Origin of the sequence: Bradyrhizobium sp. LCT2, from assembly GCF_009931255.1 — a bacterium.
Taxonomy (GTDB): domain Bacteria; phylum Pseudomonadota; class Alphaproteobacteria; order Rhizobiales; family Xanthobacteraceae; genus Bradyrhizobium; species Bradyrhizobium diazoefficiens.
The window spans coordinates 4,100,917-4,120,266 of the sequence record NZ_CP034432.1; the positions used below are offsets into that span (position 1 = coordinate 4,100,917).

A 19,350-nucleotide genomic window follows, 5' to 3' on the forward strand; every position below is an offset into this window, starting at 1 on the left:
GTCAGAAGAAATTGTTGTGTTTCAACGCGTTGGCGGCTTTCGCGGGGCAAGGTGCTGTTCACTCTCAGGCAAGCCCGTCAGGACTTTGTCGCCTAGACTGTGCTATAGAACCAACAAAACGAGCCCATTCGAAAGAGCAGATCCCATGGCAGTGCATCAGGTCAATCCGGGAGGAAAGCTCGCATCCCTCGATCCGATCTGGGACCGGATCCGGAGCGAAGCGGAGGACATCGTCCATCGCGAGCCGGAGCTTGCGACCTTCATCTATTCGACGGTGCTGCATCACAGCCGTCTCGAGGATTCGGTGATCCATCGTCTCGCCGACCGGCTCGATCATTCCGCGCTGTCGGGCGATCTCGTGCGCCAGACCTATGACGAGGCGCTGCGCGACGATCCCGATCTCGGCAACGCCTTCCGCGCCGATCTCGTCGCCGTCTACGATCGCGATCCCGCGACCTCCCGCTTCATCGATCCGTTGCTCTACTTCAAGGGCTTCCACGCGATCCAGACCCATCGCCTTGCGCACTGGCTCTGGCTGAAGGGCCGCAAGGATTTCGCGTATTATCTCCAGAGCCGCGCCTCTGCGGTGTTCCAGACCGACATCAATCCCGCCGCGCGCATCGGCCGCGGCATCTTCCTCGACCATGCCACCGGGTTCGTCTGCGGCGAGACGGCGGTGATCGAGGACGACGTCTCGATCCTGCACGGCGTCACGCTCGGCGGCACCGGCAAGGAGAACGAGGACCGTCATCCGAAGATTCGCCATGGCGTGCTGATCGGCGCCGGCGCGAAAATCCTCGGCAACATCGAGATCGGCCATTGCGCGCGCATCGCGGCGGGCTCGGTCGTGGTCAAGCCCGTGCCGCACAACGTCACGGTCGCGGGCGTGCCCGCCAAGATCGTCGGCGAGGCCGGCTGCGCCGAGCCGTCGCGCACCATGGATCAGATGATCAACGCGATGGGGCTTTGAGTTCAAGAAGAGGGGCCGGATTCTCCGGCCCTGTCCGTCCCCAAATTCTTTGGCAATTCATGCTGGCGGTTCGTCGCGTCTCGGCCTAAAACCCCGCCAACCCAGATTTCGATTGGAGACTTGCCGTGGACGTCAAGGAAGTAAGGAAGCTCGACGCGTATCTGAAACGCGTATTCGGCAATCCCAAGATCCGCGTCGTGCCGCGGCCGAAGAAGGACGATTCCGCCGAAGTCTATATCGGCGAGGAGTTCATCGGCGTGCTGTTCGTCGACGACGAGGACGACGATCGCTCGTTCCAGTTTCAGATGGCGATCCTCGAGGACGATCTCGTCGATCAGGAATAGCGCGGCGATCGTGTCGCTCAATGGGGCCGCGCACACCGCGACCCCTCATTCTATTTCCTTGCAAGAATGCGCAGCCGCGCCGTGGCATCAGCGACAGTGATGTCCTCTGCATCGACGAGGTCGGCTTGCACGACCATGTCGCGCTCCGTCCGCTCGATGACCCGTGCCCGCGCCGTGATCGGTCCGACCGTTGCGGGCTTCAGGAAGCGTGTGTCCAGGCTCCGCGTGATCACAGTCTGGTCAGGGGATAGCGCTGCGAGCGCGCAGATCCCGGTGGCGGAGTCCAGCATCGCCGCAAGGAATCCGCCCTGGATGGTCCCATGCCTGTTGGTGAATGCGGGCTGAGCCTGGAAGCGGATCAGCGCATGCCCGCTCTCGTCGAAGCCGAGCCATTCGCGCCCCAGCAGCTGGGCACCGGGTGGGAGATGTGTGGCCGCATCGTTCAATCGGTTACCCCATGCTGACATCATGCCCCTGTCTTGCCCGACGGGTCAAGCGCGACTTCGAAAAATGCGAAGCGGCGCCATGGCTTGGCTACTGTGCATGGGGTTGTTTTCGATTTTCTTCGTCGGGAGGCTACAGCCCATCTCTGCAAGCCGATCTTGCCGGCGGCGTAGAGGCCGCGCTCAGCCGCGCGGTCCGCGCAACTGCGCCGTCAGCCGGTCCATCGCCTCCGCCGCATCGCGCCATTGCGACAGCCAGCTGCGCGGAAAGCGGAAGGTGAGGTCGGCGCCGCCGACGCGGCGCTCGGAGAGGCACATGCCCGGGGTCGCCGCATCGCGCGTGCAGCGTGCGGTCAGCGCGGGGCTTGCGGCGGAATAGAGATCCTCGCTGCCGTAAGGTGTGTCGGCGCGGAACATGCGCATCGTCAGCCCGTCCTCGGGCATCGTCGCGCCCGGCTCGAGATAGCGCGGATAGATCGTGGTGGTCCGCTGCTCGGGCGAGAGCGCATCGTGATGGGCCGCGATCGACAGGAAGATGCGGTCGATCGGCAGCAATGCCGCATCCACCGTGTCGGCGGTGACGTGCTTCGGCGTGCCGGGCGGCTCCAGCGAGGGATAGAGGAAGTCGAGATCGATGCGCTCCTGCGGCCCCGAGTGACGCTGGATCTTCATCCGGATCGCCGTCGTCGGCAGGTTGAACAGCGTGCCGCCGACGCTCACCGGCAGCTTGTCGGGAGCGTTGGCGCCGCTGGTGCCCCAGGTCGGCCACAACAGATAGGCGACGAGCGCGACGGCGCACACCGCCGCCGCGCCGCCGAGCACGATCGGGACGATATGCGCCCGGGTGCGCGTCCGGGGGGACCGAGGGGAGGCTGCCGAAAACACCGTCATGACTAGCGCGCGTGGGCCCGTGGTCGGCCGATGGCCGACGAATCAGCGGCGAATATGCCATGCGGCGGCGATTTCGCGGAGCGTTCCCCGGCTGCGGGGAAAGGGGGAGGGCCCTGCGCCGGATGGCCGGCGGCGTTAACCTTCCCTTAAGGATAATGTAGCGTTAACCGGCACTATTTGTCACAGGAAAGCTCCGGCGTTGCGTAAGGGCGGACCGTTCCGATGACACCTGAAGCTCTCAATTCCTTCTTCTCGATTGGCATCGGTTTCGCGCTCGCTGGCGCGCTCGTGAACGGATACCAGGCGGTCGCGCAGCGGCCCGCCGGCTTCGGCCTGTTGCAGGATGGCGTGGCCCCGAAGACCTTCGCGGCGGTGCCGTTCCTGGTGTTCGCCGCACCCTTCATCATCATGCGCAACACGCTGCGCGGCATGCGGCTGGAAAGCCGTCGCCTCGAATTCGTGATGATGGCGACCGTCATCGCCGGCTTCTGGAGCATGATGAGCGGCACCTTCTTCCTGATGACGCTGCGGGCGACCGGCGTCCTGGGCTGACGCTTTGCAGGGCTGCCGGTGCGGGTGGCCCTTTGCCTCCGCGCCGCCGTTTCGCTATGCCAGTCTCAGCGTGACAGGAGACCTCCATGGCGATCTACGAGCTCGACGGGCAGGCGCCCGATCTTCCCGCCGACGGCAACTATTTCATCGCGGAGACCGCAACCGTGATCGGCCGCGTGCGCCTGAAGCCGGGGGCGAGCGTCTGGTTCGGCGCGGTGCTGCGCGGCGACAATGAATGGATCGAGATCGGCGAGGGCGCCAACGTGCAGGACGGCTCGACCTGCCACACCGATCTCGGCTTTCCGCTTGTCATCGGCAAGAACTGCACCGTCGGCCACAACGTCATCCTGCACGGCTGCACGATCGAGGAGGGTGCGCTGATCGGCATGGGTTCGATCGTGATGAACGGCGCGAAGATCGGCCGCAACAGCATCGTCGGCGCCGGTTCCGTCATCACTGAGGGCAAGGAGTTTCCCGAACGCTCCCTGATCATCGGCTCGCCCGCGCGCGTGATGCGCACGCTCGACGATGCCCAGGTGCAGAGGATGGGAAGCGCGGCGAAGTTCTACGTCGCCAACGGACCTCGCTTCACGAAGGGCCTGAAGCGGATCGGGTGAATTCAGCTTCCTTCTGACTCGCGCGCTTCCATCGCGCCTGCGCCCTTCTCGTGCCCCGCAGCCCAGAGCGCATGTTCGTTGCTGCCGTCCGAGTAGGGATTGGCCTCGGCCGGGATGTTGTCGCGCGCGGCGCGCTCGCCTTCTGCAAATGGATCGCGATCGGTCATTGTGATTTGGCCTTTCCGGACTTCGGACGCGCGGCCGGCTTGTCCGGTTCGGCGCCGAGCCTGGCGCTCTTGCGCAACGCGTCCCGGAGATCGATGGGGATCCCATGCTTCTTCAGCAGGTCGGCGAAGGCTTCATCCGCAAGCTCTTGGAACGTCGCCATCCGGTCGCGTCCCAGCTGCTTGAGCTTGTCGAACGTGTCCTCGTCGAACGCGATCAGTTTGCGCATGATCGTGCCTGCCTCCTCGTTTCAAGCTGATGTGACGGCATTTGTTCCGGAACGGTCTTGGTCCGGACCGTCTGCTCGACAAGAAGATGAAGAGCATCTGCCGCGGCTGCTGATGCTCGCGCGGAAGTGAGTCAGGATGGCTGTCACGAGTGCCCCGATAGCATTAGCTTGATCCTGCGTTGAAGCGTGGAGCGTGTCCACGCGGAGGATCGAGTAAATGCTACGGAAGATGATGATGGCGGCGCTGACCGTCGCGGCGGTCGGGCTCTCGGCGCCGCAGGCGGCCCAGGCGGGCGGCGGTTTTGGACATGGCGGCTGGGGCCATGGCGGCGGCTGGGGCCACGGTGGTGGCGGCTGGGGCCATGGCGGTGGCGGATGGGGCCATGGCGGCCATTGGCACGGCGGCGGCTTCTGGCCCGGCCTCGCCATCGGCGCGGGCATTGCCGGTGCCGGCTACTACGGCGGCTATTACGGCTATGGCTACCCCTATTACGGCGACCCGTATTATTATGGTACCGGCTACGATAACGGCGGCTATGGCGGCTGCTATGTCGTGCGCAAGCGCGTGATGACGCCTTCGGGATGGCGATACCGGCGCGTCGACGTCTGCGAGTGAGGCGGGAAGACCTGCCAGCCTGCTAAAAAACAAGGTCGTTGACGCAGTATACCGTCAACGACCTTGCCAGCCCCGGATATTGAAATCGGCTCACGCCATCCGGTAGCGGAGAGCATGGCGTGGAATCATACGGGCAAATGTGATCCAGTTCACAAGTGGAGAAAATTAAACCCGCAGGCCGTGATCCGCTCAGCCGCGCGAGCGCTTGCGCGCGCTGGCATGGACGCGGTGGCGTGCCGGTTTCCTGCGGGTAACCGACGGCGTTTCGGCCTCGGTGGCCCGGGCGCTGGCAAAGGACTGGCGCAGGCCGTCGATGGACTCGTTCAGGGTCGCCACCTGCTCCGACAGGCGCTTGGTATCGGCCTGTTGAGCTGCGAGCAGCCGCTTCACGGTCTGGAGCTGGTCCTGCACGACCTGGAGCTGGTCGATCGATTCCTGCTGGGTTGCCTCCAGCCCCTTGGTCTTCTCGACCAGCTGCTCGGAGGCCTGGGCGGTGCGGGCCTGGAGCTGCCGTGACGCGACCACCCGGTCGGCCTCCGGCGCAGCGCCGGTATAGGCGCGCCAGATCGCGATCGAAGTCACACCGGCGATCAACAGGAGAAGGGCGGCGGCGGTCAGCGCGATGGGCTGGGCGCCGAGGCGAAGCAGGGGGTTGGACGGTGTGTCCTGTGCGAGATCGATCATCGCTGACAAAACCCAAATTGAAACTTGGTGAGTGGCGAAGACCGGCAGCCCAAGGGCCGCCGGGATGTCCCGAAAACGTAACAGTTCGGCAACAAATGGGACCAAAAAGAGGCTGAGGGCGAAAAAACCAGCGATCTTCTGGCCTTGAGACCTCCTAAGGCCCCCGCCGGAAGCAGCGATCAGGGCTGAAACGGCGAAAACGGCCCGGAATAGGTCTTCGATCGTGGCGCAGCGTAGGGCCCGAGCCGGGACGTCTTCAGGCCGAGTCGCACCAGCGCTTCCGCCAACGTCACGGCGGCGGCGACGCCGTCGACCACGGGCAGGCCGTGCGTCGCGGCGAGCTCAGCGGCGAGATCCGCCATGCCGGCGCAGCCGAGCACGACAGCCTCCGCACGGTCGTCGCGGATCGCGGCCGTGATCTCCGCGGTGATCTTTGCGAGCGCATCGGCATTGCGCTCTTCGAGCGCGAGTACCGGCACCTCGGCGGCGCGGACGCGGGCGCAGCGCCCGGCGAGACCGTACTTCGTCAGATTGTCCTCGATCGGCACGATGGAGACACCGAGCGTCGTTACCACGGCAAAGCGCGCCGCGATCAGGCTCGCCATGTGAAAGCCCGCTTCGCCGATGCCGATCACCGGCGCCTTCGCCACCGCGCGTGCCGCGTCGAGGCCGGTGTCGTCGAAACAGGCGATGATGTGCGCGTCCGCGCCGTCTCGGTCGGCCTCGCGGATGCAGCCGAGCATGCCGGGCACGGCGAAGGCCTCGTCGTAAAAGCCCTCGATCGAGACCGGGCCCATCGTCGGCTGGCGCGCATCGATCTCGGTGCCGGGCAGGGCGACGCTGCGTGCCGCAGCGGCGATCTTCGCCGTCATCGACGCGGTGGTGTTGGGATTGACGACGTGAAGTCGCATCGGATCAGACCAGCCCCTTGCCGGCGTCCGAGCCCTTGGCCGCCTGCCGCTTGTTCAGCACGTGGATGGTGCCGAGCGCAAGCGTGATCACCGTGAACGAGACGGCGGAGATCACGGTGCCGAGCGCGTAGATGTCGGGGTTCGTCACGGTGGTGGTGAGGCCCTGGAGATCGAGCGGCAGAGTGTTCACCGCCCCGATCGCCTGGCTGGAGCGCGCGAGCTCGTCCCAGGACAGCGTGAAGCCGAACAGGCCAATGCCGATCACGGAGGGCAGGATGATCGGCAGCACGACATGACGGAACGCCTGCCACGGCGTCGCACCGAGATCGCGCGCTGCTTCCTCGAGCCTGGGGTCGAAGCGGTTGAAGATCGCGAACATGATGAGCAGCCCGAACGGCAGCGTCCAGGTCAGATGCGCGCCGAGCCCGGAGGTGAGCAGGCCCATCGAGGTCTCGAAATTCTCGTTCCAATGCGCCTTGATCAGATCGTCGATGATGCGGAATTCAAGCGAGATGCCGAGCGAGGTGATGATCGAGGGGACGATGAGGCTCGCGATCGCCGAGTAGAACAGGATGCTTTGCGCCTTGAACCTGCGGCGGAAGGCCATACCGGCTGCGACGGACAGCACGACGGTGACGATCATCACGATGAGACCGAGCAGCAGTGAGCGGCGGAAAGCCGCGCCGAGATCGACGATGCCGGTGCCCTGGAATAATTTCGCGATCCAGAAGGTCGACACCCCGTTCATCGGGAAGGTGAGGCCGCCCTGCGGCCCCTGGAACGACAGCACGTAGATCGCGATCATCGGGCCGTAGAGAAACAGCACATAGGCCGCGAAGAAGATCGCGAGCACGTAGAAAGAGCGCGGGCGTCCTTCCTTCATGCTCAGAGCTCCTTCTTGATGTCGACGATGCGCGACATCATGGTGATGATCAGGAAGGTGATCGCGAGCAGGATGACGGCGTTGGCCGCTGCCGCGGGGAACTGCAGCGCGTTCACCCGCGTCTCGATGATCTTCCCGGCCGCCGCAATCTGCTGGCCGCCCATCACGCCGATGGTGATGAAATCGCCCATCACGATGGTGATGACGAAGATCGAGCCGATCACGATGCCGGGCTTGGCGAGCGGAATGACGACGTTCACGAGCGTCTGGAAGCCGGTGGCGCCGGCGTCATAGGCGGCCTCGATCAGCGACTTGTCGATGCGCACCATCGAATTGAAGATCGGAACCACCATGAAGAAGGTGAAGAGGTGCACCAGTGCCAGCACGACCGAGAACTCGGAGAACAACAGCCATTCCAGCGGCTGGTTGATGAGACCTGTCTTGACGAGGCCGGAATTGACGAGGCCGTTGCGGCCGAGCAGCGGAATCCACGCGATCATGCGGATCACGTTGGAGGTCCAGAACGGGATCGTGCAGAGCAGCGACAATCCCATCTGCCAGGTCTTGGACTTGATGTGGAAGGCGAGGAAATAGGCGACCCAGAAGCCGATGAACAGCGTGATCGCCCAGACCAGGAAGCACAGCTTCAGTGTCATCAGATAGGTCTTGCCGATCGTGCAGAGATCGGGGAGCTGCGCGATGCAGCCTTCGAACGTGTCGGTGTAGCCGCGGCCCGAGAAGGCCGGCAGCAGCTGGTATTCGTTGTAGTCCCAGAACGAGACGATGACGACGAATACCAGCGGGATCAGGAAGAAGGCGAGGAACACCAGCATCATCGGCCCGGCCTGGAGCCAGGAGATGAAGGACGGCGACAGGCGCGTCGGCTTTGCGGCGCGCGCTGTGCCCGACCCCGGGATCAATCCCGGGGACGCCTGTTGCAGGATGTCCTCTGACGTGTCCATCAAATTACGCCGCGATGAACTCGTTCCACTTGCGGACCATGTAGTCGTTCTCGTCCATCACCGCGTTCCAGCAGGCGACGCCGCCCATGCGGTCCTCGTAGGAGCCGCCGTCGCGCACCGCGCCGGCTTTCTCCAGCAGCGAGCCGTCGGGCGCCTTGATGTCCTTCTCGGCCGGCTTGCCTTCCATCCAGTAGGCCCACTCGTAGGGCTCCATATGCGCCTTCGCGGTGGAGAGCACGGCGGAGTAGTAGCCCTGGCGGTTGAGATAGGCGCCGGCATAGCCGGACAGGAACCAGTTCACGAACTCGTAGGCCCATTCGAGCTTGGCGCCCGACACGCCCTTGGAGACGCAGAAGCCCGAGGCCCAGGAGCGATAGCCCTCCTTGAGCGGCTGGAAGGTGCAGGGGATGCCCATCGAGCGCACCTTCGTGACTGCCGGCGACCACATCGACTGGATCACGGTTTCACCCGAGGCCATCAAATTGACGCTCTCGTTGAAGTCCTTCCAGAAGGCGCGGAACTGGCCGGCCTTCTTCGCTTCGGTCATCACCTTCATGGTGAGATCGATCTCTTCCTTGGTCATGTTGCCCTTGTCGGCATATTTGTACTTGCCGGTGGCTTCGACGACCATCGCGGCGTCCATGATGCCGATCGAGGGGATGTTGAGGATCGAGGCCTTGCCCTTGAATTCGGGGTTGAGCAGCTCGGACCACGAGCTGATCGGCCGCTTGATCAGGTCGGGACGGATGCCGAGCGTGTCGGCGTTGTACACGGTCGGGATCAGCGTGACGAATTCGGTCGCGGTCTTGGAGAAGGTCTTGGAGTCCTTGCCTTCGAGATAGAGCACCTTCCAGGGCGCGGTGCCCTGGTTGCCGATCTTCTTGCCGCCGGGCGTCTCGCCCTTGGTGAAGACCGGCGTGATGTTGTCGAACTCCTTGATCTTCTTGGCGTCGAGGGCAAGGATGTTGCCGGACGGCACCAGCTTCTTCAGCGAGAAATATTCGGTGTCCAGCACGTCGAAGGAGTTCGGCTGGGTCATCACGCGCTTGGTGACGTCGTCAGTGGTCGCGGTGATGTATTCGATCTTGATGCCGGTGTCTTTCAGGCACTGCTTGGAGATGTCGTCGCCCTCGTTCACGGCGGTGCCGAGATAGCGCAGCACCTTCGCATCGGCCGACTTCACATAGGGAAAGCCGGTGATGGCGCCGGAGCCGGCGGCGAGGCCCGCGAGACTCGCGGTGCCCTTGAGCAGCGTGCGGCGGCTGACGCCCTTTGTCCTGGTGGTCTCGGTCATATCAGTCACTCCTCTGTTGCGCATTCCAGTGATCGATCGGCGCTATTGCAGGCGCTGCGCCTTGGCGGGATCCCAGGTGGCCAGCACCCGATCGCCCGGACGGAACGGGTGAACGTCGAAGGCGGCCTCGGGGAGGTGGGAGAATAGGGCGGTGCCGTCGTCGAGCGTGAGCGAGACGGCGATGTAGGAGCCCTGGTACTCGGTTTGGGTCAGCAGCGCCGGCGCGCCGAACGCGCCGTCGGCGAACGGCACGATGCCGAGCTGATCGGCGCGCACGGCGATGAGGTTGCCGGCGTCGCTGAGGACGTTGTGGCCGCCGATGAAGCGGGCCACGAATTCGGTGCGGGGATGGTGGAAGATGTCGCGGGCGGTGCCCTGCTGCTCGATCTTGCCGTGGTTCATCACCACGATGTGGTCGGCGAGCGCCATCGCCTCTTCCTGGCCGTGGGTGACCTGGATGAAGCTGATGCCGAGCTCGCGCTGCAGCCGCTTCAGCTCACCGCGCATCTTGACGCGCAGGAACGGGTCGAGCGCGGAGAGCGGCTCGTCGAGCAACAGGATCTGCGGCTCGGTGATCAGTGCGCGGGCGAGCGCGACACGTTGCTGCTGGCCGCCGGAGAGTTGCGCCGGCAGCCGGGCCGCATAGGGGGTCATGGCCACCAGCTCGAGCAGTTCGCCGGCACGCTTGTGCCGCGTCGCCCGGTCGATCCCGCGCATTTTCAGGGCGAATGCCACGTTGTCGAGCACGGTCAGATGCGGAAACAGCGCGTAGGACTGGAACATCATCGCGGTGCCGCGCTTGGCGGGCTCGAGGTCGGTGACGTTCTGCGCACCAAGGATGATGTCGCCCTCGCTGACTGCCTCATGGCCTGCGATCATGCGCAGGGTCGAGGTCTTGCCGCAGCCGGAGGGGCCGAGCAGGCAGCAATAGGTGCCGGCCGGGATCTTGAGGTTGACGTCGTCGACCGCCAGCGTCGTGTCGTAGCGCTTGGTGACGGCGACCAGTTCGAGAGCGGCAGGAGTGGCCATGGCGTGTCCGCTGGGAGGGCGATGCTCCGGCTTTCTCCGCAAGGTCCGTGCCAACCGCCCGGAGACTGCCGAATTCCAAAACTGTGCAGTGGAGTCAGGTCGTTAGATCGAATCCGGCGCTGCGACGCGGCTTGCCGGGTGGGCAGTAATATGCACACAAAATGTGCTCGGATTGTATAAAGTTTCGCCTGTGATTGGATACAGCTGGTCGACTAACATTCGAGGCCGAACGTCGCCGATCGAGCCCTCAAACCCAACCCCCTCGAACCGATGGCCGCCAAGACCCGCCAGAAATCCGATGCGCCAGACGCGAGCGACCGTGTCAGCCGTATCCGGGAGGGCGTGACCGCGGCGATCCTCGAGCATCGTCTGCTGCCGGGCACGAAGCTCGGCGAGGACGAGATCGGCGAGATCTACGGCGCGAGCCGCACGCTGGTCCGCACCGCGCTCCAGCAGCTCGCGCATGAGGGCATCGTCAACATCGAGAAGAACCGCGGCGCCTTCGTCGCGCGCCCGACGCCCGCCGACGCGCGCGAAGTGTTCGAGGCGCGCCGCCTGATCGAGCCCACTATCGTCGACCACGCGTGTGAGGCGGCGTCGCCGGCCTGGCTCGAGCGCCTCGGCCGACATCTCGCTGAAGAGCGCGAGGCGGAGCTGCGCGGTGACGCGCGCGCCTCGGTCCGCCTCTCCGGCGAATTTCACAAGCTCGTCGCCGAGATGAGTGGCCACAGCATCTATCTCGGCTTCCTCAAGGAGCTGATCGCGCGCTCCTCGCTGATCATCCTGCTCTATCGCCGCCACGACACGCCGGCCTGCGGCACCGATCACCACGCCGGGATCGTCGCGGCGATCCGCAAGCGCGACAAGCAGGCCGCCCGCGCGCAGATGCTGTCGCATCTGAACGAGATCGAAGCCGAGCTGTTCCTGAAGGATCCCGCCGCCGACGAGACGCGGCTCGCGGATGTGCTGGGCACCTAAGCGAGCCGCACGGTCTTCTATGGCAGAGAAGATCCTTCGTTTCGCCTGACGATCTTCAGCACGAGCAAACCAGCGCCAAGCACCAGGAAGAGGACGCCGACGAAAGTCGTGCCGCTGGATTCAAAGGTCACGCCGACCGCGGTCAGCAGGCATCCGATGATGATTGCGAAGAGTCCGCCGAGCTTCTTGACCAGCAGGACGTGTCCGTCACTCGTTTGTGTCACCATGTTACGCCTCGTCATTTGAGATGCTGCAAAATCCCCTCTGCCAAAAATCCCCCTGCCAAGTGCCCGCAGTCGCGTAGATCGCGCAGGATCGTACTCCTGAGCGAAGACGTTGCAATCTGTCGTTGATCACGCGCCTGGTCGGATATTCGCGTTTTGATTTGAGTTCGACGCATGTGCGGCAGTCGCGCTTACCCATTGTCTGTAGAGCTTGACGCCGGGCAGGTCGCTCATCGCGTCGTATGGCTGATTTGCATAATCTCCTGTGGTTGCAAATTGACTCGATGCGGTTTGCGGGCATCAATCCGCAGATAACATCGCACACCGCGCGGCTGGCTGATTTTCGCTCCGGCAACTTGCGGCCAGAACTGCGCAGCGGCGTATCTGCGTGGAGATTGGATATGCGGAATTTGACCACGCCGGCCGGACTCTTCAGAGTCGCCGCACTGCTCATGTCGGTTGGAACGAGCCTCTGTCTCTCGTCGCAAACGCGGGCCCAACAGGACTCCGCCGTTCTGTTCCGCAACGTCCGGATATTCGACGGAAAGAGCGGTGCGCTCTCCGCCGCGTCCAATGTTCTCGTCAGGAACACGAAGATCGAGAAGATATCGACCGCGAACATCACGGCTGACGCCCAGGCAATCGACGGCGGCGGCCGGGTGCTGATGCCGGGGCTGATCGACGCGCATTGGCACGCGATGCTGGTCCGTCCGACGCCGGCCGCAGCCCTCGGCGACGTCGGCTACAACAATCTGCTCGCCGCGAGCGAGGCGACCGCGACGCTCATGCGCGGCTTCACCACGGTGCGTGACATGGGCGGGCCGAGCTTCGGCCTCAAGCGGGCGATCGACGAGGACCTCGTCGTCGGTCCGCGCATCTATCCCTCCGGTGCCATCATCACCATCACCAGCGGTCATGGCGACTTCCGGCAGCTCTCCGACCTGCCGCGAACGATCGGCGGCATGCTCAGCCGCATGGAGCAGGTCGGCGGCAGCATGGTCGCCGACAGTCCCGACGAGGTGCGCGTCCGGGCGCGCGAGCAGCTCATGCAGGGCGCCTCGCAGGTCAAGCTCACGGCGGGCGGCGGCGTCGCGTCGCCCTTCAGTCCGCTCGACGTCTCCACCTTCACCGAGCCGGAGCTGCGCGCGGCGGTCGAAGCCGCCGACAATTGGGGCACCTATGTCGCCACGCACGCCTATACGCCGGTCGCGATCCAGCGCTCGATCGCAGCCGGCGTGAGATGCATCGAGCACGGTCATCTCATGGACGAGGCGAGCGCGAAGCTGATCGCGGAGAAGGGCATCTGGCTCAGCACCCAGCCGTTCCTGGATATGTCCATGGCTGCCGCGCTCGGACCTGCGGAGCAGGACAAGATGCGGCAGGTGGTCACCGGCACCGACCGCGTCTATGCGCTGGCGAAAAAGTACGGCATCAAGACCGCGTTCGGCACCGACGTCCTGTTCTCGAAGGCATTGGCGGACAGACAGGGCTCAATGCTGGCCGCACTGACGCGCTGGTACACGCCGGCCGAAGCGCTGGCCATGGCGACGTCGGCCAATGCCGAATTGCTGAGCCTGTCCGGTCCGCGCAACCCCTATCCCGGCAAGCTCGGCGTGGTCGAGGAGGGCGCGCTCGCCGATCTCCTCCTGGTCGACGGCAATCCGCTCGACAACATCACCCTCGTTGAAGATCCCGCGAAGAATTTCGTCGTGATCATGAAGGGCGGCAAGGTCTACAAGAATATCGTTCCGCGCTGAAAACCGTGTTTCCCAAGAAAGTTGCGGCCAGCCATTGGGGGATGGCTGGCCGCGCGCGAACCGGTCTGGGACGGGGAGGGGTGGGGATGTGACCGGGTCGCGTAACTCGCTTGTTCCTGACTGCTAGTCCCTGGCGCTGGCGGTGGAGACCGCCGGCCGGGTATCGCCGAGCGAGACCCAGACATTGGGATCGCTCTGCGACTGGCGCTTGACGAAGCGGTAGCCGGTCTCCGTCCAGGCAACGACGTTCTCGTTCTGATTGTCGAGAACGAACTCGCCCTTGTCGGTCTTCACCGTCAGCACCGCGTGCCCTTCGCCCTTCTTGTCGCGCACGACGGTGATGAGCAGCGCCTCGCGAGGCCAGCCGGCATCCATCAGCATCTTGCGCTTCAACAGCACGTAGTCTTCACAGTCGCCGTAACCGTCCGATGGCAGCGACCACTTCTCGATCACGCCCCAGTGCTCCTGGTCGGTCAAAGGCTTGACGGTCTCGTTGACCCAGCGATTGACCTTGACGAGGTCGCGCCATGCGGTCTGCGACATCACGATGTCGCGCGGTTGCGTCGACCCGCCCTGGCACTGAGCGGCATTGTCGGCACAGAACTCGACCCAGCCGATCGGCGCACGCGTGGTGTCGCCAAGGCTCGCGTAGAGCAGACGGTTCTCACCGGCCTGCACCGTCGCGCTGATTCCGAAGAGCATGGCGGCGATCGCCAGCCTCTTCCCCTGTCCCCTGAAATCAAACATTGCGGCCCCCGTTTCTTGTTGGGACCACATTTCGCACGGAGCTTTTGCGTTGCCGCTAAGTCAGCCAAGTCAAGTCGAGACGAATGCAAGTAAAATGAGCGGCGAATTCGATCTATACTTGAATCGAATTCGAATAAAATTTGAAATGACTGCAATTGATTCAAGTTTTATCGATTAACGCGGAAACGCTGGCGGAACGGCCGTTCCGAGGCGCAAACAGGTCCCGCGTTAACCCGCACAGACCCGTCCCCGCGCACGAAAAAGGCGGCGTCCGCATCGCGGAGGCCGCCTTTGAGGCTGGAAAATCAGTGGTTTTGGCGCGCTTTCGCTTTACCGCGCGGTAACGCTCTCTTCGAGTGTCTCGATCGGCTGCTCGTGCATGAACTCCAGCGCGAAGCCGTCTTCGAGGTTCCGGACCACGCGGCCCTGGACCCGGCCGAGCAGCACGATCGATTTCAGTGGCGGGCGGTTCTCGGCGGCGATGGCCGCGCCCGACAGCGACAGGTCGATGATGCGGCAGGTCATCTTGGTGCCGTCCTCGAGCGTCAGCACCGCGATCGGGTTGCGCGGCACGATACGGTCGTGGCGGCGATCCTCCGGCAGGTTGAGGATGTCGCGGTTGGCGAGCCAGGTGAGCTGGGCGGCGAGCTTGTCGCGCTTCCTGGGCGTCGCCCCGATCGTCATGGCGAAGCCATTGTCGATGATACGGGTGATCTTGCCCTCGACGCGGCCGATATGGTCGAGATAGGCGACCACGCGGTCGCCGACATTGCCGATGCCGGGGGCGAGCAAAGCGAGGCCGCCCGGCGACATGTTGATCACCTGGCAAGGGAATTCCCGGCGGTCCGGCAGCATGTAGCGGCCGAGCAGGTGCACCTTGACCCGCTGGAAACGCCGACGTTCCTCGGCGGCCGGAAGAAATTTTTTGTTCGCCAACGCCATTTTCACAACCCGACCCCCCGCCTGGCGGAGTCCGGGACGACCCTAAGGTGCATAGGGTTAATGCCGCGTTAGGATCGGGTGCAGCGATGTTGGACGCACGCAATACGCGCGAAAAGCCACATCGGCGGCCGCCAGGCCGGCCACCGTCAGCGCGACCGGGGTCGAGGGAGACCGGTCAGGCCTGTCTTGTCCCCCGCCGATACAGCCACAGCAGCAGCGCCAGCAGTACCGCGGCCGAGAGGCCGAGCGACCAGTGAATGCCGATCGCCGCGCCGAACAGCCCGACGGTGATGCCGCTGAAGGCCCGCATCCCGAGCCCGGCCATATTATAAAGGCCGACGACGCGGCCGCGGATGTCGGACGGCGCGTTCAGCTGCACCAGCGCCTGCGCCATGGTGTTGAAGGACAGTTCGAAGAACCCCGCAAAGAACAGCAGCACGATCGCGATGGGATAGATCCGCACCGCGGCGAAGCCGAGCAGCGCGGCGCTCCACAGCATCGCCAGCAGGATCGCGGTGCGCGGCGTGCCCTTCAGCCGCCCCCAGGATTCCAGCGCGATGCCGGCGAGCAGCGCGCCGGCGGCGTCGGCCGCGAGCAGCACGCTGTAGGACACGCCGGGATCGCCATGGCCGAGATCGCCGGCAAAGCCCGGCATCTGGGCGTGATAGGCGTTGCCGATCATGAAGGAGGTGAGGCCGGCGAGCCACGTCATCGCCGTCAACACCGGCTGGGTGCCGATGGCGCGCATCGTCAGCACGATGTCGGCGAGACCGCGCACGGCGAAGCGCCGTACCGCGACGCTCTTGTCGCGGACCGGCGCCCAGAACAGCCAGATCAGCATCGGCAGGTAGAACAGCGTGTTGAAGATGATGCCGTGCGAGGTGCCGAGCGTCAGCATGATGACGCCGCCGACCGCCGGGCCCACCAAAATGCCGAGATAGCGCGCCATCGCGTTCAGCCGCACCGCGCTCGGCAGATCGGCGGGGCCGACGAGGTCGTAGAGCAGCAGCTGGTTCGGCGTCTGCCACAACACGCCGGCGCAGCCGTGGATCACCAGCAGCAGCATCGCGTGCCACATCTGGATGCTGTCGGTGATGAAGAAGAAGCCCCAGCCGCTCGATGCCACGATGAACAGCAGCATGCCGCACTGGATGATGCGGCGCGGATCGAACCGGTCGGCGAGCCCGCCGACGGCGACGGAGAACAGCAGGAACGGCAGCCAGTGCGACAGCACGGCAAAGCCCCCCAGCGTCGGCGAATGGAATTTCTGGAACACCACCCAGTAGCTGATCACGTGCTCGATATTGTCGGCCATCATCGCCAGCACGTAGGCGATGAACTGGAGACGATAAGGCACGGACTTCATCGCCGCGAACGAGCCGGACGCGACCACGGGATTTTGGGGAAGGGGGTTCAAGGGGCACCTGGGTGGGACTTAAGTCGTCCCTACACGGTCGGCGCCGACCGCTCAAGACACTTGGGTGTGCTTGAAGATCAGCCATGCACTGCGGCCGCAAGCTCAACCGTCATCCTGACGCAGACGCGTCGCAAGGCTCGCACCTCGTGACGGTTGAGCTTGTGGCAGGCAGGCGCTGTAGCCCGGATGGAGCGCGGCGAAATCCGGGACCGCTGCTCCCGCGTGTCGCTTTGCTCATGCGGGCTGCGAGACTCGCGCTTGGCACGACTGCGCATCTCACATACGCTTTGCCTCAGCCCGCGCCAATCAATCATAACAGACGGGCATCGAGGACACACCATGGAGCACATCCGCGTCTGCATTCACGCAGGACCGGGCTCGGAGCCTGTGATCCGCACCGTGCCGTGGCCGAAGGTCGGCCGCAAGGCTGCGCTGATCAAGATCGGCGCCTGCGGGGTCTGCGGCACCGACCTGCACATCCTCAAGGGACACTGGCCGAAGCCGCTGCCCTGGCCGTTCACGCTGGGACATGAGCTCGGCGGAATCATCGTCGAATGCGGCGACGAGTTCACCGAGGACTTCATGAGCAAGCCGCTGACCGTCGGCTCGAAGGTGATGATCCCGCCGCTGATGCCGTGCGGCCGCTGCTATTACTGCATCCATTATCCGCAGACCGCCAACAAGTGCCTGACGCCGGTCTATTACGGCCGCTATCTCGGCTTCGACAAGGCGCCGCACATGTGGGGCGGCTGGGCCGAATATGTCTATGTCGACCTCGACATGCTGCCGGGCACCAAGATCTACAAGCTGCCCGACGACATGTCGTTGCGGCTGGGCGCGCTGTCGGAGCCACTGACTTCCTGCATCCGCGCCTTCAACCGCGCCAGCCGTGCCGGCGGTTTTTCCTGGGGCGACACGGTGGTGATCCAGGGCTCCGGCCCGATCGGCATTCTCGCAGTCGCGGCCGCAAAAGAGATGGGGGCAGGGCGGGTGATCTGCGTCGGCGCGCCGGAGGAGCCGCGGCTCAAGCTCGCGCGTGAGTTCGGCGCGGAGGCGACGGTGAATATCGACGAGCTGAAGTCACCGCAAGAGCGCATCGCGCACGTGCGCGAGATCGTCGGCGGCTTCGGCGCCGATCTGGTGATGGACTGCTCGGGCCATCCGACCGCCGGCCCCGAAGGCATCGAGATGCTGCGCGACGGCGGCACCTATGTCGAGATGGGCCAGTTCACCGATGCCGGCTCGATCGAGACCTCATGGCATCGCATCTGCACCAAGGACCTCAACGTGCTCGGCTCCTGGGGCTTTACCGGCAACGACCTGCCGCTCGGCGTGGACATGCTCTACCGCACGGCGGGCAAATACCCCTGGCTGAAGATGCAGACGATTTACCCGTTCACGGAAGAGGGCGTCGCGCAGGCGGTGAGGGATGCGATGGCGATGAAGACGGTGAAGTCGACGATCGTGCCGTGGCCGGAACTGGTGGAGTGAAGATCTGTAGCTCGGATGAGCGAAGCGATATCCCGGGCCTTGGCGGGGATTTCCTGCTTCCGCGACCCAGACGGCAATCTATTGGAGGCTACGCGGAGATCTGAGCAGGAGCGATGCCCCAAAAGTTCCATCCGATATCCCCGAACTATCCACGCAGAGGTGAAACTTAGGCCCAAGTTCCGACTTTCACTTCGCGGGAGAGGTGCCGTGAAGCAAATCCTGAAACCTGTCACTTACATCCTGGCTGCGATCTACTTCCTGGTGGATGCGGTCTTCATGGCCGTGGCGAGGCCGATTGGGCGCTGGATCGGGGGGCATTTCGAATTCAGGCGATTGCGCGCCTGGATCAAATCGCTGCCGCCTTATCCGTCGCTCGCCTTGTTCTCCGTGCCCGTCGTTCTTCTGGAGCCGGTCAAGCCGGTTGCTGCGTACCTCGCCGCAACCGGTCAGGTCCTCAGCGGTGCCGTGACTTTCATTGTCGGCGAATTGCTCAAGCTGGTGCTGGTCGAGCGCCTGTTTCATCTCACGCGCGACAAGCTGATGCGAATTCCCGCTTTTGCCTGGACGTACGGAAAATACGCAGCGGCAAAGGCGTGGCTGCAGGCGACCGAAGCCTGGCGCGCCATCCGAGCCCTGGCCCGCGCGGCCAAGAACACTGTTGCGCGCGCAAGAGCCAAGCTGGTCGGCAGCTTCAGCAAACTGGCGACCTCCAGGGATTAAGGTCGCGCCAGGCGCGTTGCTCGCTACGCGAGTTTGCGCGCCGCGGCGGTTGCCTTGTCGCCCGTGTTCGGCGTGCCGGTCGGCTCGATCAGCATCAGGTGAACCTCCTCGCGCGCCACCGGGCGATGCTCGACACCTTTGGGCACGACGTAGAGCTGGCCCGGACCGAGCGTCACCGTGCGATCCCGCAATTCGATGTCCAGATTGCCCTTCAAGACGAGAAAGAAATCGTCGGTGTCGTCGTGCTTGTGCCAGGTGAATTCGCCCTTCACCTTCACCACCATCACGTCGCAATCGTTGAAGGTCGTAATCGTGCGCGGAGACCAATAATCCCCAAAGGTCGCGAGCTTGTCGGCAAGCGATATGCTGTCGGTCATGTTTCACCCGTTGCTCTCTCGTGAGGCACGATTTGGGATCAAGTGGCGGGCGCGACAAGACTTGCATCCGGTCAATCGCGTGATCCTGGCTGGCGAGATCCAAGGGG

At 64.3% G+C, this 19,350-nt stretch carries 24 protein-coding genes; 9 read left to right on the top strand and 15 right to left on the bottom strand.

The window, feature by feature from the left end:
- Positions 1–145: 145 nt before the first annotated feature.
- Positions 146–970, top strand: coding sequence for a serine O-acetyltransferase (gene cysE, locus EI171_RS19640; protein ID WP_028175407.1), 825 nt, complete (start codon positions 146–148; stop codon positions 968–970).
- Between the two features lie 125 nt (positions 971–1,095).
- Positions 1,096–1,314, top strand: coding sequence for a DUF3126 family protein (locus tag EI171_RS19645; RefSeq protein ID WP_007602550.1), 219 nt, complete (start codon positions 1,096–1,098; stop codon positions 1,312–1,314).
- 50 nt (positions 1,315–1,364) lie between these two features.
- Here EI171_RS19645 and EI171_RS19650 read toward each other — a convergent pair whose 3' ends face one another.
- On the bottom strand, positions 1,365–1,784 hold the full coding sequence (locus EI171_RS19650; RefSeq protein WP_060908084.1) for a PaaI family thioesterase: 420 nt from the start codon (positions 1,782–1,784) through the stop codon (positions 1,365–1,367).
- Between the two features lie 156 nt (positions 1,785–1,940).
- Complete coding sequence (locus EI171_RS19655) at positions 1,941–2,648, bottom strand: hypothetical protein (RefSeq protein ID WP_161534448.1); 708 nt, start codon at positions 2,646–2,648, stop codon at positions 1,941–1,943.
- A gap of 222 nt (positions 2,649–2,870) precedes the next feature.
- On the opposite strand from EI171_RS19655, the gene EI171_RS19660 reads away from it, so the two are divergent.
- Together EI171_RS19660 and EI171_RS19665 are read left to right on the top strand one after the other, a co-directional pair.
- A complete protein-coding gene (locus EI171_RS19660) occupies positions 2,871–3,200 on the top strand; it encodes a hypothetical protein (protein ID WP_011088330.1) in 330 nt (109 codons plus the stop codon).
- Positions 3,201–3,286: 86 nt separating this feature from the next.
- Complete coding sequence (locus tag EI171_RS19665; RefSeq protein WP_011088329.1) at positions 3,287–3,817, top strand: gamma carbonic anhydrase family protein; 531 nt, start codon at positions 3,287–3,289, stop codon at positions 3,815–3,817.
- A gap of 2 nt (positions 3,818–3,819) precedes the next feature.
- Here the strand turns inward: EI171_RS19665 and EI171_RS44795 are convergent, their stop codons facing one another.
- Positions 3,820–3,984, bottom strand: coding sequence for a hypothetical protein (locus EI171_RS44795; RefSeq protein ID WP_202633166.1), 165 nt, complete (start codon positions 3,982–3,984; stop codon positions 3,820–3,822).
- Positions 3,981–4,211 carry a hypothetical protein gene (locus EI171_RS19670; protein WP_161534449.1) on the bottom strand — a complete coding sequence of 77 codons (231 nt, stop codon included), beginning with the start codon at positions 4,209–4,211 and terminating at the stop codon, positions 3,981–3,983. Before EI171_RS19670 ends, EI171_RS44795 begins: the two co-directional genes overlap by 4 nt.
- A 217-nt stretch (positions 4,212–4,428) precedes the next feature.
- Here EI171_RS19670 and EI171_RS19675 point away from each other — a divergent pair, with 217 nt between their 5' ends.
- Positions 4,429–4,827, top strand: a complete 399-nt coding sequence (locus tag EI171_RS19675) for a hypothetical protein (RefSeq protein ID WP_060908083.1) — start codon at positions 4,429–4,431, stop codon at positions 4,825–4,827.
- 189 nt (positions 4,828–5,016) lie between these two features.
- Here the strand turns inward: EI171_RS19675 and EI171_RS19680 are convergent, their stop codons facing one another.
- The 6 genes from EI171_RS19680 to EI171_RS19705 form a co-directional block, all read right to left on the bottom strand.
- A complete protein-coding gene (locus EI171_RS19680; RefSeq protein ID WP_028175404.1) occupies positions 5,017–5,511 on the bottom strand; it encodes a hypothetical protein in 495 nt (164 codons plus the stop codon).
- Between the two features lie 179 nt (positions 5,512–5,690).
- Positions 5,691–6,422 (bottom strand): aspartate/glutamate racemase family protein, encoded by a 732-nt coding sequence (locus EI171_RS19685; RefSeq protein WP_161534450.1) that lies wholly within the window; start codon positions 6,420–6,422, stop codon positions 5,691–5,693.
- Between the two features lie 4 nt (positions 6,423–6,426).
- Positions 6,427–7,305: an ABC transporter permease gene (locus EI171_RS19690; RefSeq protein ID WP_011088324.1), complete on the bottom strand. Its 879-nt coding sequence runs from the start codon at positions 7,303–7,305 to the stop codon at positions 6,427–6,429.
- A 2-nt stretch (positions 7,306–7,307) separates the two neighbouring features.
- Positions 7,308–8,267, bottom strand: a complete 960-nt coding sequence (locus tag EI171_RS19695; protein ID WP_011088323.1) for an ABC transporter permease — start codon at positions 8,265–8,267, stop codon at positions 7,308–7,310.
- Between the two features lie 4 nt (positions 8,268–8,271).
- A complete protein-coding gene (locus EI171_RS19700) occupies positions 8,272–9,561 on the bottom strand; it encodes a PotD/PotF family extracellular solute-binding protein (RefSeq protein WP_161534451.1) in 1,290 nt (429 codons plus the stop codon).
- A gap of 42 nt (positions 9,562–9,603) precedes the next feature.
- Positions 9,604–10,590, bottom strand: a complete 987-nt coding sequence (locus tag EI171_RS19705; RefSeq protein WP_161534452.1) for an ABC transporter ATP-binding protein — start codon at positions 10,588–10,590, stop codon at positions 9,604–9,606.
- A gap of 270 nt (positions 10,591–10,860) precedes the next feature.
- Between EI171_RS19705 and EI171_RS19710 the strand changes: the two genes are divergently transcribed.
- On the top strand, positions 10,861–11,568 hold the full coding sequence (locus tag EI171_RS19710) for a GntR family transcriptional regulator (protein ID WP_161534453.1): 708 nt from the start codon (positions 10,861–10,863) through the stop codon (positions 11,566–11,568).
- A 17-nt stretch (positions 11,569–11,585) separates the two neighbouring features.
- Here EI171_RS19710 and EI171_RS19715 read toward each other — a convergent pair whose 3' ends face one another.
- Positions 11,586–11,795: a hypothetical protein gene (locus tag EI171_RS19715; RefSeq protein ID WP_028175399.1), complete on the bottom strand. Its 210-nt coding sequence runs from the start codon at positions 11,793–11,795 to the stop codon at positions 11,586–11,588.
- A gap of 398 nt (positions 11,796–12,193) precedes the next feature.
- On the opposite strand from EI171_RS19715, the gene EI171_RS19720 reads away from it, so the two are divergent.
- The gene (locus EI171_RS19720) at positions 12,194–13,549 is read left to right on the top strand and encodes an amidohydrolase family protein (RefSeq protein WP_161534454.1); all 1,356 of its coding nucleotides are present in this window, start codon (positions 12,194–12,196) and stop codon (positions 13,547–13,549) included.
- Positions 13,550–13,672: 123 nt separating this feature from the next.
- On the opposite strand, the gene EI171_RS19725 is transcribed toward EI171_RS19720, so the two are convergent.
- The 3 genes from EI171_RS19725 to EI171_RS19735 form a co-directional block, all read right to left on the bottom strand.
- The gene (locus tag EI171_RS19725; RefSeq protein WP_038967896.1) at positions 13,673–14,296 is read right to left on the bottom strand and encodes a transglutaminase-like cysteine peptidase; all 624 of its coding nucleotides are present in this window, start codon (positions 14,294–14,296) and stop codon (positions 13,673–13,675) included.
- Between the two features lie 330 nt (positions 14,297–14,626).
- Positions 14,627–15,238: a PilZ domain-containing protein gene (locus EI171_RS19730; protein WP_028176079.1), complete on the bottom strand. Its 612-nt coding sequence runs from the start codon at positions 15,236–15,238 to the stop codon at positions 14,627–14,629.
- Between the two features lie 175 nt (positions 15,239–15,413).
- A complete protein-coding gene (locus tag EI171_RS19735) occupies positions 15,414–16,655 on the bottom strand; it encodes an MFS transporter (RefSeq protein ID WP_271551868.1) in 1,242 nt (413 codons plus the stop codon).
- A 339-nt stretch (positions 16,656–16,994) separates the two neighbouring features.
- On the opposite strand from EI171_RS19735, the gene EI171_RS19740 reads away from it, so the two are divergent.
- The gene (locus EI171_RS19740) at positions 16,995–18,146 is read left to right on the top strand and encodes a zinc-binding dehydrogenase (RefSeq protein ID WP_161534455.1); all 1,152 of its coding nucleotides are present in this window, start codon (positions 16,995–16,997) and stop codon (positions 18,144–18,146) included.
- A 207-nt stretch (positions 18,147–18,353) separates the two neighbouring features.
- Complete coding sequence (locus EI171_RS19745; protein ID WP_161534456.1) at positions 18,354–18,866, top strand: hypothetical protein; 513 nt, start codon at positions 18,354–18,356, stop codon at positions 18,864–18,866.
- A 23-nt stretch (positions 18,867–18,889) separates the two neighbouring features.
- Here the strand turns inward: EI171_RS19745 and EI171_RS19750 are convergent, their stop codons facing one another.
- Entirely contained in the window at positions 18,890–19,243 is a 354-nt protein-coding gene (locus tag EI171_RS19750) for a cupin domain-containing protein (protein WP_161534457.1), read from the bottom strand.
- Positions 19,244–19,350 lie beyond the last annotated feature (107 nt).